The organism is Kocuria sp. GQ42 (assembly GCF_059758435.1).
In genome coordinates, this window is record NZ_JCAXEN010000008.1 from 120,137 (window position 1) to 132,162 (window position 12,026).

The 12,026-nt window shown below is 72.3% G+C and carries 9 protein-coding genes; 2 read left to right on the plus strand and 7 right to left on the minus strand.

What is annotated here, in order from left to right:
• Positions 1 to 42 precede the first annotated feature (42 nt).
• The 4 genes from moaA to AC6CH6_RS15985 are packed head-to-tail and all read right to left on the minus strand — an operon-like array spanning position 43 to position 5,927.
• Positions 43 to 1,173 carry a GTP 3',8-cyclase MoaA gene (moaA, locus tag AC6CH6_RS15970; protein ID WP_498255860.1) on the minus strand — a complete coding sequence of 377 codons (1,131 nt, stop codon included), beginning with the start codon at positions 1,171 to 1,173 and terminating at the stop codon, positions 43 to 45.
• Positions 1,170 to 2,024 carry a xanthine dehydrogenase accessory protein XdhC gene (gene xdhC / locus AC6CH6_RS15975; protein WP_498255861.1) on the minus strand — a complete coding sequence of 285 codons (855 nt, stop codon included), beginning with the start codon at positions 2,022 to 2,024 and terminating at the stop codon, positions 1,170 to 1,172. The genes moaA and xdhC overlap by 4 nt, the downstream gene beginning before the upstream one ends.
• 1 nt (position 2,025) lies before the next feature.
• The gene (gene xdhB / locus AC6CH6_RS15980; RefSeq protein ID WP_498255862.1) at positions 2,026 to 4,419 is read right to left on the minus strand and encodes a xanthine dehydrogenase molybdopterin binding subunit; all 2,394 of its coding nucleotides are present in this window, start codon (positions 4,417 to 4,419) and stop codon (positions 2,026 to 2,028) included.
• On the minus strand, positions 4,416 to 5,927 hold the full coding sequence (locus AC6CH6_RS15985) for an FAD binding domain-containing protein (protein ID WP_419968642.1): 1,512 nt from the start codon (positions 5,925 to 5,927) through the stop codon (positions 4,416 to 4,418). The genes xdhB and AC6CH6_RS15985 overlap by 4 nt, the downstream gene beginning before the upstream one ends.
• Before the next feature lie 397 nt (positions 5,928 to 6,324).
• Between AC6CH6_RS15985 and AC6CH6_RS15990 the strand changes: the two genes are divergently transcribed.
• Both AC6CH6_RS15990 and AC6CH6_RS15995 read left to right on the plus strand, forming a co-directional pair.
• Positions 6,325 to 6,822 carry a nucleoside deaminase gene (locus AC6CH6_RS15990; protein WP_498255863.1) on the plus strand — a complete coding sequence of 166 codons (498 nt, stop codon included), beginning with the start codon at positions 6,325 to 6,327 and terminating at the stop codon, positions 6,820 to 6,822.
• Positions 6,823 to 6,980: 158 nt separating this feature from the next.
• The gene (locus tag AC6CH6_RS15995) at positions 6,981 to 8,594 is read left to right on the plus strand and encodes a nucleobase:cation symporter-2 family protein (RefSeq protein WP_498255864.1); all 1,614 of its coding nucleotides are present in this window, start codon (positions 6,981 to 6,983) and stop codon (positions 8,592 to 8,594) included.
• 136 nt (positions 8,595 to 8,730) lie between these two features.
• Here the strand turns inward: AC6CH6_RS15995 and AC6CH6_RS16000 are convergent, their stop codons facing one another.
• The 3 genes from AC6CH6_RS16000 to AC6CH6_RS16010 form a co-directional block, all read right to left on the minus strand.
• A complete protein-coding gene (locus tag AC6CH6_RS16000) occupies positions 8,731 to 9,363 on the minus strand; it encodes an AmiS/UreI family transporter (RefSeq protein ID WP_498255865.1) in 633 nt (210 codons plus the stop codon).
• Positions 9,364 to 9,524: 161 nt separating this feature from the next.
• Positions 9,525 to 10,256, minus strand: coding sequence for an aspartate/glutamate racemase family protein (locus tag AC6CH6_RS16005; RefSeq protein ID WP_133411013.1), 732 nt, complete (start codon positions 10,254 to 10,256; stop codon positions 9,525 to 9,527).
• Positions 10,257 to 10,308: 52 nt separating this feature from the next.
• Positions 10,309 to 11,967 carry an NCS1 family nucleobase:cation symporter-1 gene (locus tag AC6CH6_RS16010; protein WP_498255866.1) on the minus strand — a complete coding sequence of 553 codons (1,659 nt, stop codon included), beginning with the start codon at positions 11,965 to 11,967 and terminating at the stop codon, positions 10,309 to 10,311.
• Between the last annotated feature and the right edge of the window lie 59 nt (positions 11,968 to 12,026).

Consider the following 12,026-nt stretch of genomic DNA (forward strand, 5'->3'; position numbering starts at 1 on the left):
AGCTGCCCCGGCGGCGGCGAAGTAGCGGATCAGCATCCCGGCTCAGCCTCCGATCGCGCTCATGGGGCGTTCCGGCTGGACGTAGTCGGGGGAGTCCAGGCCGGTGTGGTCCATGCCGTGGGCGGCCGGTTTCGCCCACATCGCGGCCCGCCAGCGCTCGGCCAGTTGGGCGTCGGTGGCACCGTCCCGCAGCAGCGGCAGCAGCTCGACCTCCTCGTGGGAGAACAGGCAGGAGCGGATCCTGCCCTCGGCGGTGATCCGGGTCCGCTTGCAGTCGGCGCAGAAGGGCTCGGTGACCGAGGCGATGACCCCCACCGTGCCCAGCGGCTCGCCACCGGAGCCCCCGGCGCCGGCGGCCCGGGAGTCCGCCGAGGTGGGGGTGAGGGGGTGGACGTCCCAGAGTTCGGCCGGGGCGCCGTCGCGCGCCCCCGGGTGCGGGGCCAGCCGGAACCGGCCGGCGAGCCGGTGGCGGATCTCGGCGGCGGTGACCATCTCCGCCCGGGTCCAGCCGTGGTCGGCGTCCAGGGGCATCTGCTCGATGAACCGCAGCGCGAAGCCGCGCGCCAGCGCCCACGCGAGCAGCTCCGGGGCCTCGTGGTCGTTGACCCCGCGCATCAGCACCGCGTTGATCTTGACCGGGTCCAGCCCGGCCGCGGCCGCCGCCTCGGCCCCGGCCAGCACGTCGGCGAGGCGGTCCCGCCGGGCCAGGGCGCGGAAGGTCGCCGCGTCCAGGGAGTCCAGGGAGATGTTGATCCGGCTCAGCCCCGCCGCCGCCAGGGTGGCCGCGCGGGTGGTGAGGCCGATGCCGTTGGTGGTCAGCGAGACCGGCAGGTCCGGGTGGGCGGCCCGCACCCCGGCCACGATCTCCTCGAGGTCGGGGCGGACCAGGGGTTCCCCGCCGGTCAGGCGCAGCTCGGTGACCCCGAGCTCGGTCACCCCGACGTGGACGATTCGGGTGATCTCGGCGGGGGTCATGAGCTGGGCGGCGGGCAGCCAGGGCAGGCCGTCGGCGGGCATGCAGTAGGTGCAGCGCAGATTGCACTTGTCGATCACTGACAGGCGCAGGTCGGTGGCGCGGCGGCCGTGGCGGTCCACGAGCCCCGCCTCCCGCGGTGCACCGCTCGGGCCCGGACCCGCATCGCGGAGCCGGGGCAGTCCCAGGGAAACGCTCATGTCACCGCCTCGGTGGTCGTCTCCGGCCCCCGGCGATCGGGGGGCGCCGGAGCCGCGGCGGCACCGAGCCGCCCGAGCAGGTCGGCGGCGACGCTGATGGCGATCACCGCCGGGGCCTTGCCCGGGATGCCGGGGAGCCCGATGGGACACGCGATGCGCTCCAGCGCGGCGTCGCAGTGCCCCTCCGCCCGCAGCCGCGCCCGGAACCGCGACCACTTGGCCCGGGAGCCGATCAGGCCCACGCTGCCGAGGTCGTCCCGGCGCAGCGCGGCGTCGCACAGCACGAAGTCCTCGGCGTGGTCGTGGCTCATGATCAGCACGTGCGCCCCGGCCGGCAGCCCGGCCAGCACGTTCTCCGGGACGGGGCTGTGGTGGAGGCGGACCTGCGCGGCCCCGTCGGTGACGTCGGCCAGCCGGGCGGGGGCCAGCTGACCCTCCCGGCTGTCCACCAGGTGCAGGTTCAGGGGCAGGCGGGACAGCACCCGGGCGAGCTCGTGACCCACGTGGCCCACACCGAACACGGCGACCACGGGGCGGGCGCCCTGGGGCTCGAGCAGCACGCTGACCACGCCTCCGCAGCACTGGCGCCCGTGCTCCACGGCGGCGTGCTCGTTGAGCGAGAAGGTCATCGTCTCCGGATCCGCGGCCCCCGCTGCGAGGAGGTCCCGCGCCCGCTCGACCACGGTCGCCTCGAGGTTGCCGCCGCCCACGGTGTCCCACGCGGCGGACTCGGACACGACCATCTTGGCCCCGGCCTCCCGGGGGGCGTGCCCGCGCACCTCCGTGACGGTGACGAGCACCCCCGGCGCGCCCTCCGCGCGCAGGTGCTGCAGGGCGTCCAGCCAGTCCACGTCAGCGCGCCGCCGGAGCCGCCGGAGCGGCCGGAGCGGCCGACGCGGCGACGTCCGCCACGGGCAGGGCGCGGCGCGCCTCCTGGACCGCCCAGAACACGGCCTCCGGGGTGGCGGGGCTCGCGAGCTCGGTGCTCCGCCCGCCCGGCCCGAACGCGGCCGCGGCCTCCCGCAGCGCCTCGCGCACGCTGAAGGCCAGCATGAGGGGCGGCTCCCCCACGGCCTTGGAGCCGTAGACGACGCCGCTCTCGGTGGCCTCCTCGAAGAGGTGCACGTTGAACTCCTCGGGCATCTCCGAGAAGCTCGGCAGCTTGTAGGTGCTCGCCGCCTGGGTCGCCAACCGGCCCCGGTGCGGCCCGTCGGACTCGTCCCAGCGCAGCTCCTCGAGCGTGAGCCAGCCGGCGCCCTGGACGAACCCGCCCTCGATCTGCCCCACGTCGATCAGCGGGGAGAGGCTGTCGCCCACGTCGTGGACGATGTCGGTGCGCAGCAGACGGTACGCGCCCGTGAACCCGTCGACCTCCACCTCGGAGACGGAGGCACCGTAGGAGAAGTACTTGAACGGCTCGCCCTGCATCCGGGCCGCGTCCCAGTGGAGCCCCTCGGTGCGGTAGTAGCCGGCGGCCCACAGCGAGATCCGCTGGAAGTAGGCGTCGTGGGCGAGCTCGGCGAAGGACATCTCCCGGTCGGAGAATCCGATCCCGGTGACCGTGCCGTCGACGAACCGGACGTCGTCGGGGTGGATGTCGAACTTGCGGGCGGCGACCTCGGCCAGCCGGTCCCGGATCTGCTCGCACGCGTTCTTGACGGCCCCGCCGTTGAGGTCCGCCCCGGAGCTCGCGGCCGTCGCGGAGGTGTTGGGCACCTTGTCCGTGCGCGTGGGCGCCAGCCGGACGGCCTCCAGCGGCACCCCGAGCGCGGTGGCCGCGACCTGGCGCATCTTGGTGTGCAGGCCCTGGCCCATCTCGGTGCCACCGTGGTTGATGAGCACGGACCCGTCCTTGTAGACGTGCACGAGCGCACCGGCCTGGTTGAAGGCCGTGAGGTTGAAGGAGATGCCGAACTTCACGGGGGTGACGGCGAGCGCCCGCTTGGTGTCGGGGTGGGCGGCGTTGAACGCGGCGATCTCCTCGCGGCGGCGCTCCACCTCGGCCCGGTCCAGCAGCTGGGTCCAGATGGTGCGCAGCCGCTCGGCGTGCCGGACGGGCTGGCCGTACGGGGTGGCCTGGCCGGGGACGTAGAGGTTGCGGTGGCGCAGCTCCGTGGGGTCCAGGCCGAGCAGCGGGGCGCAGCGGCCCATGACCTCCTCGATCACCAGCATGCCCTGCGGGCCGCCGAAGCCGCGGAACGCGGTCTGGGAGGTCTTGTGGGTCTTCGCGATCCGGCCGTGGACCTGCACGTGGGGGATCCAGTAGGCGTTGTCGATGTGGCACAGCGTCCGCTGCAGCACGGGCTCGGAGAGGTCCAGGCTCCACCCGCCGTCGCTGGTGACGGTGGCCTCCAGGGCCTGCAGGTGACCGCCCTCGTCGAAGCCGGCCTCCCACCGGGCGTGGTACGGATGACGCTTGCCGGACAGCGTGAGGTCCTGGGTGCGGTTGAGCCGCAGCCGCACCGGTCGGCCCGTCAGCACCGATCCGAGGGCGGCGACGGCGGCGTAGCCGTGCGGCTGCATCTCCTTGCCGCCGAACCCACCGCCCATGCGCAGGCACTGCACGGTGACCTCGTGGCTGTGCAGACCCAGGACGTGGGCGACGATCTCCTGGGTCTCCGTGGGGTGCTGGGTGCTGCAGTGCACCAGGACCTGCCCGCCCTCGTCCACGTAGGCGAAGGAGGCGTGGGTCTCCAGGTAGAAGTGCTCCTGGCCGCCGAACTCGAACTCCCCGCTGAAGCGGTGGGCGGAGCCGGCCAGCGCCGTGCCCGTGTCCCCGCGGCTCACGGTGGGCTGACCGCCCTGGAAGCTGCCGGCCTCGACGGCCTCGGCCACGGTGACCAGCGACGACAGCGGCTCGTAGTCGACCTCGACGGCGTCGGCGCCCAGCCGGGCGGCCTCCTGGGTCTCGCCCAGCACCCAGCACACGGCGTGCCCGTAGAACATGACCTCGGCGGGGAACAGCGGCTCGTCGTGCTTGGTGCCGGCGTCGTTGACCCCGGGCACGTCCGCCGCGGTGAGGACCCGGACCACCCCGGGGACCGCCAGGGCCGGGGCGGTGCGCAGGTCCTGCACGCGGGCGTGGGCGTGCGGGGTCTGAACGGGCCAGGCGTGCAGCACGTCCTGGTGGCGCACGATGAGGTCGTCGGTGTACAGGGCCGTGCCGGTGACGTGCAGCGCGGCGCTCTCGTGCGGGACCGGCACGCCCACCACGGGGTCGACGGGGCGGTCGGCGAGGGACTTCAACGGGACACCTCCAGATCGGGGGCGGGCGCGTGCTGCGCCCAGAACTTGAGCAGGGCCTGCTCGAGCATGGCCGAGCGGTAGCGGGCGCTGGCCCGGTGGTCGTCGATCGGGGTGCCCTCTCCGGCCAGTGCGGCCGCCGCGGCGACGACCGTGTCGCGGTTCCACGGCGCCCCGTCGAGGAGGCGCTCCGCGCCGTGCGCCCGGATCGGGGTGGCCGCCACGCCGCCCAGGCCGATCCGCGCGGACGAGACCGTCCCGGCGTCCACCTGCACGGCGATGCCGACGGCCACGCTGGAGATGTCGTCGAAGCGCCGCTTGGCGATCTTGTGGAACCCGCTGTGCCCGGCGAGAGGCAGCGGGATCCGCACGGCGCGGATGATCTCCCCGGGGCGGCGGACGCTGCGCCGGTACCCCGTGTAGTACTCGTCCAGGGGCACCTCGCGCTCGCCCCCGGCGGAGGCCAGCACCACGGACGCGCCCAGGGCCAGCAGGGCCGGGGCCGAGTCCCCGATGGGCGATCCGGTGCCGAGGTTGCCGCCGAACGTCGCGGCGTTGCGGATCAGGCGGGAGGCGAACTGCGGGAAGAGCTGGTCGAGCAGGGGCACCCGTCCGGCGAGGCCGCGCTCGACCTCGGACAGGCTCAGGGACGCACCGATCTCGATCCGCTCCTGTCCCACCTCGAGCGTGCGCAGCTCCTCGAGCCGGTCCACGGCGAGGGACAGCGGCGGACGGGTGTGGCGGATGTTGACCTCCACGCCCGCGTCCGTCGAACCGGAGATCAGCTGGGCCCCCGGTTCGCGCTCCAGGTGCTCGAAGAGCTCGTCCAGGGAGCCGGGGCGGACGAACCGTGCGCCGTCGGCCTCCACCCGGGTGGGCGGGGCGGGCTGCGCGGGCCGCTCCTGGCGCCGGAGCAGGGGGTCGGCGTCGGCCGGAGTCCCCAGGGCGTAGGCGGCGTCGCGGATGGGCCGGTAGCCGGTGCAGCGGCAGAGGTTGCCGCTCAGGGCGTGCAGGTCGAACCCGTTGGGCCCGCACTCGTGGCCGGCCGCGTGCTCCTCGCCGGTAACCGCGGTGCCGGTCTGCGCCTCGTCGGCCGCGCCGGAGGTGCCGCGCTCGGGGCGGTAGTACTCGGCGGCCATGGCGCAGACGAACCCCGGCGTGCAGTAGCCGCACTGGGAGCCTCCCCGGAACGCCATCTCCTGCTGGACGGGGTGCAGCGCCGCCGGCGCGCCGGCGCCGGGGGCGGACCCGAGCCCCTCGGCGGTGACGACCTCCTGGCCGTCGAAGGCGACGGCGGGGGGCAGGCACGCGTTCACGGCGGTCCACCGGCTGCGCCCTTCCCCGTCCGGCCGGGCGACCAGCACCGCGCAGGCACCGCACTCGCCCTCGGCGCAGCCCTCCTTGGCCCCGGTCAGTCCCTCGCCGCGCAGCCAGTCCAGCAGCCGGGTGTGCGGGCCAAGCCCGTCACAGCTCCGGGTACGACCGTTGACCGTCACTCGGATGTCGCTCATGCCTGCTGCTCCTCGGTGCATGCCACTGGCCGCGACCTGGAGTCAGGTGGTTCCCCGGGGGTACCGGGAGCTCTCTGGCGGCGGACCAGCGCGATTCGTCGTTGCTCGCCCGGTAGATAGTCCGCTTCAGGACCCGCCGTAGGCTGAGTCACACCATAACCACGCCGTGACGGGGCCGCAAGAGTTCGGGCGCCACGACCGGGCCACGGTGGATCTGGAAGAATTCTTCCACAATGTGTTGTACCTCACGTCCTTCTGCTCTACGTTGGCCTCAGCCACAGGCGGGTCCCGTTCGATCGGGACTATCTACCGGGCATGATCTGACAGCCGGGTGGGCCCGCCGACGGACATCTGCCGTTCCCCGGGTCCCCCCACGATCCGTGAGGACCTGAGCAGCATGTCGACCGTTCACGAAGAGACCACGCACCTCCAGACCCACCTCCAGCACGCCGTCGACCTCGCGGCGGAGAACGCCGCTGTCGACGGCGGACCCTTCGGGGCCGTCGTCGTGACCGCGGACGGGCGGGAGTTCCCCGCCGTCAACCGCGTGACGGCGGATCACGACCCCACGGCGCACGCCGAGGTCATGGCGATCCGCAGCGCCTGCCGTGAGCTGGGGACCTTCGACCTCAGCGGGGCCGTGCTCTACACCAGCTGCGAACCGTGCCCGCTGTGCCTCTCGGCCTCGCTGTGGGCCCGGCTGGACGCGGTGTACTTCGCCGCCGACCGGCACGACGCCGCGGCCGGCGGATTCGACGACGCCGAGTTCTACGAGTTCTTCGCCCGCAGCGCGCAGGAGCGTGACCGGGCCCTGCCGGTCCGCCACGTCCCGCTCGCCGCACGCACCGAGCCGTTCCGGGCGTGGGCCGGCAACGCCCACCGCACCGAGTACTGAGCCGACCGCCCGCCGCCCCCGGTCGGCTTCCACCGGGACCACCAGATCTGGACACTTCACGGGAGACCCGCCGACAGCAGCCGGGCCCGGGAAAAACAGAGGATCGCCGGACCTTGCGCAGCAGAGCCGACGCCTGCGCGCTGAAGGAGGCACCTTCCATGTCATCGACCACACCCGGCCGTCCGGCCGACGCCCGCACGACCGCAGCCCGCACGATCCGCCGTGGGCGCCCGGCGCGCCCGGCGCCCGCGCCCGGACCGGAGGACGAGCGGCTGCCGCTGGGGCGCACCACCGCCTACGGCTTCCAGCACGTCCTCACCATGTACGGCGCCATCGTCGCCGTCCCCCTCATCATCGGGCAGGCCGCCGGGCTCTCCGGCGAGGAGATCGCCCTTCTCATCAGCTCCTGCCTGCTCATGGGCGGGGTCGCCACCGTCCTGCAGAGCTTCGGGGCGCCCTTCCTCGGCTCCAGGCTCCCGCTCGTGCAGGGCGTGTCCTTCGCCGGGGTCGCCCCCATGCTCGCGATCCTGGCCGGGGGCAACGACCTGACCACCATCTTCGGGGCCGTGCTCGTCTCCTCGGTGGTGGGCTTCCTGCTCGCCGGCGCGTTCTCCCGCGTCCTCCGGCTGTTCCCGCCGGTGGTCACTGGAACGGTGATCACGGTCATCGGCATCTCCCTGCTGCCGGTCGCGATCTCCTGGGCCGCCGGTGACGGGGACGGCGGAGCCGCCGATCCCCGCAGCCTGGCCCTGGCCGGGATCACCCTGCTCATCGTGCTGGTGCTCTCCAAGGTGGGGGTCGGGATGATCTCCCGCCTGTCCATCCTGCTCTCCTTCGTGCTCGGCACGGTGATCGCCCACGCGATGGGAATGGTGGACTTCTCCGGTGTGGGCGAGGGCGGCATCGTCACCTTCCCGACGCCCCTGGCCTTCGGGCCCCCCACCTTCGAGCTCGCCTCGATCATCTCGATGCTCATCGTGGTGCTCGTGACGATGACCGAGACCACGGCGGACATCCTCGCGGTGGGCGAGATCACCGGGGCCGAGGTCGACTCGAAGCGCGTGGCCAACGGCCTGCGGGCGGACATGCTCTCCTCCGCGGCGGCGCCGGTGCTCAACTCGTTCACCCAGACGGCCTTCGCCGCCAACGTGGGCCTCGTCGCGGTGACGGGCGTCCGCAGCCGCTTCGTGGTCACCGCCGCCGGCGTCATCATGGTGGGGCTGGGCCTGTTCCCCGTCATCGGGGAGGTCGTCGCGGCCATCCCGGCCCCGGTCCTCGGCGGCGCGTCGATCGTGCTCTTCGGCACGGTGGCGTCCTCCGGCGTCCGCACGCTGGCCAAGGTGGACTTCGGCAACTCCATGAACCTCGTCATCGTGGCGGTCGCCTTCGCGTTCGGCCTCATCCCGGTGGCCGCACCGCAGTTCTACGCCGGCTTCCCGTCCTGGACCCAGACCATCCTCGGCTCGGGGATCAGCGCCGCGGCGCTCGTGGCCATCGCCCTCAACCTCCTGTTCAACGAGCTGACCGCCGGCAACTCCCGGCACCAGTCCGTCATGGCGGCGGCGCCGGTGCGGGTCGTCCGGGCGGACGTGCTCGCGCACCTGGAGGAGGGCGACCGGATCCAGGACGGTGCCGTCGTGACGAGCGACGGGGCCGAGGTCGCGGTCGTCCCGGGGCAGCACTTCGACGACGTCCGGAGGATGATCGACTCCGGGAAGATCACGCACACGGGCCAGATCCTGCAGGTGATCGGGCAGAAGGAAGGGGCCTGAGCCGCACGCGGCGGGGATGGAGCCGGCGGCGCGGGGACCTCGCACCCCGCGCCGCCGGCTCCGGCCGCAACGTCTCTGCCGGGACACCAGCTTCTGCTCGGGCCCCGCGGCTCAGTGGCTTTTCGGTTCTCGCGGCTCAGTGGCGTGGCGCCGGGGGTGCTCCGAGGGGGCGCGGGCGGGTCGCCAGGAGCCGACCCACGGGCCGACAGACCAGCAGGAGGAGGATCCCGAGGGCGGAGAGGCCGCCGGCGAGCCCGGGGGAGTCGTGCCACGCTCCGGTGAGGGAGAGGAAACCGGGCAGCCCGGTGCTCAGCAGCGCGTTGCCGATGGCGAGGACCCCCACCGCAGGCGCCAGGTCCCTGCGGTCCCGGGCCATGAGCACGAAGAAGGCGCCCCACAGCACCGACCACATCAGCCACTGCACGGCGAGGACACTCCCGTCCAGGACCACCCAGGAGTGCGCCGCGAAGCCGGCCCCGCTGACGGCCACGACCAGGGAGAACCAGCCCAGTCCGTGGTCCGGCCAGCGGGTGACCAGGTTGACGCCCAGCCAGAGGTAGGTGAAGCCGAAGAAGTAGAGGCCGGCGGCCTCCGCGATTCGGGCCCCGTCGCCCCCGGCCGAGACGAGGAGCCAGGTGGGGACCACCACCTGCAGCGCTCCCACGAAGAAGTTCAGCGGAGCGGCGCCGGTGCCGCTGACGTGGCCCAGCAGCATCATCCCGTTGACGAACAGGACCGCACCGACGTAGAGCAGGCCGACGGCGCTCAAGGGCGCCGGTTCCGGGGCCGACTACGGCCCCGGTACCAGGACGCGATCACCGGTGCACCTCGATCTTTTCGCATGGGCCCCCGACGCGCCGGGCCGTGGCGAGCCGGGTTCCCCTTCGCGCCGTGTTGAGTGGGGGCGGCGGAACGTGGCGGACAGGGCGTTCACGAGCGGAGGTCACGCGGAGGCCAGTTGCTGAAGGCCTTCGGCCGGGCGGGAGCATAGGTGCGGACCTTCGAGGTGGTCAGTCCCAGCCGGACGAGGGACTCGGCGACGGTCACGGCCGCGGCGACGCCGTCGACCACGGGTACCCCGGTGCGCTCGGCGACCTTCGCGGTCAGACCCGCCATCCCGCCGCAGCCGAGGCAGATGACCTCCGCGTGGTCGTCCCGCACGGCGCGCAGCGACTGGTCGAGGATGGCCTGGACGGCGGCGCCGGGGTCCGACTCCAGCTCGAGGACGGACATCCCGCTGGCCCGCACGGACGCGCAGCGGTCGGTGAGGCCGGCGAGCTTGAGCCGGTCCTCGATGAGCGGAACCGTGCGGTCCAGCGTCGTCACCACCGAATACCGGTGCCCCAGGTACATGGCCGTGCTCGCCGCCGCCTCGGTGATGTCGACCACCGGCACGTCCAGGAGCTCCTGCAGGCCCTCCCTGCCGTGCTCGCCGTAACCGGCCTGGATGACGGCGTCGAAGGGTTCCGGGTAGGCCTTCACGGTCTCCATCACAGCGATGGCGGCCAGATAGCTCTCGTAGTTGCCCTCTACGGACTCTGCCCCGAACAGCGGCGTCAGCGGCACGATCTCGGTCCCGGGCGCGGCGACGGCCGCTGCTTCGCGGCCGATGGACTCGGTCATGGACTCGGTGGTGTTCACGTTGAGCACGAGGATGCGCATGCGGATGGCCTTTCGGTCGGAGGTCCCGGGTGTGAGGTGGTCGCCGGGGCGGTCAGTGCTTCGGGGCCACGGCGATCTCCTCGCCGTCGACGGCGTGGAACGTGGCGTGGCGGTCGCTGATCAGCAGATAGATCACCGCGGCCAGGATCGCGCCGACGAACCAGGAGAACCCGGCGATGAAGGTGAAGGCGGGAACGAGTGCCAGGATCAGGGCGACGATCGCGGCCGGTGTGCCTGCGACGATGGCCTTGCGGTTGACGCCGCGGGTGTAGGCGTACTCCCCGTCCGGGGACTCGGAGTACAGGTCCGGGACATTGACCTTGCCCTTCCTGACCAGCCAGTAGTCGGCCATGATCACGCCGAACAGGGGGCCCAGCAGTGCTCCCAGTCCGCCGAGGAAGTACACGATGACCACGGGGGAGTTGTACAGGTTCCAGGGCAGGATGAGCAGACCGATGATCGCGGAGACGATGGCCGCCCGTCGGAAGTTCAGGGCGCGCGGGAACAGGTTGGCCAAGGTGTAGATGGGGGCGACGAAGTTGGCCATGAGGTTCACGGCAATCGTCAGGATGATCAGGGCGAGGCAGGCGAGCACGAGCAGGAAGGTGTTCGGGATGGCGTTGACGACGTCGGTGGGGCCTTCGATGATCGTGCCGTCGATCTTGTACTGGGCGCCCGCGAGGACGATGACGATGGCGGCGAAGAACATCATGTTGATGGGGATGCCGTAGAAGTTGCCGCGCACCACGGAGCGCTCCGAGGGGGCGCCGCGGGTGAAGTCGCAGAAGTTCAGGACGAAGGTGCCGTAGATGACCACCCACAGGGCGGCGGACTGGAAGATGCGCACCCACATCTCGACGCCGGTCAGGGAGTCCGCGGTGGACCAGGCGATGGACCCTCCGGCCTCGACGAACATCCAGATCGCCAGTGCGAGCAGGGTGGTCAGGATGATCGGGCCGGCGAAGGCCTCGTACTTGCGAATCATCTCCATGCCGAAGCTGACGATGACGACCTGCACGATCCACAGCGCCACGAACGAGATCCACCCCAGGGTCGAGAGACCGAGGAACGAGTCGGTGTCGAGCGGTGCCAGGGACGGGGCCAGTGCCAGGATCAGGACCCGGAGCACCAACGAGGCCAGGTAGGTCTGGATGCCGAACCAGGCGATGGCCACGCCGCCACGGACGATGGCGGGGATCTGCGCGCCCTTGACGCCGAAGGCGATGCGGCTCATGACCGGGAACGGTACGCCTGTGCGCTCTCCCATGAACCCGGAGAGGTTCAGGAGCAGGAAGAGCAGGGCGGCACCGAGGACGAAGGCCAGCATGATCTGCCACCCACCCAGCCCCAGTGCGAACAGCCCGATGGCGAACGCGTAGTTGCCCAGGGAGTGCACGTCGTTGGCCCACAGCGTGAAGATGCTGTAGGCGTGCCAGGTCCGGCCCTTCTTCGTGGTGGGGGCCAGGTCCTCGTTGTAGAGCCGGGGGCTGACGCCCGTGGGGATGGGACCGGTGGTGCCGGGGACGTGGACGGCAGCCTCGACGGCGGGGTCCCCGGTGCCCCACGGACCGGGGTCGAGCAGGGGCCGGTGTCCGTGCCGCCCGGCCGTGCTGCGCGGCTCGCCGCCGCGGGGAGAGCCGTGCTCCGGATCGGTGCCGGGGGATGCCTTGCTGACGTTCACGGCGCCGGTCTCCTTCTGGGAAATGCGCATCAGACCCTCATTCCATGATGTGAAAATAGAATTTCATTCGATGAAATGAGCCTAGGTGT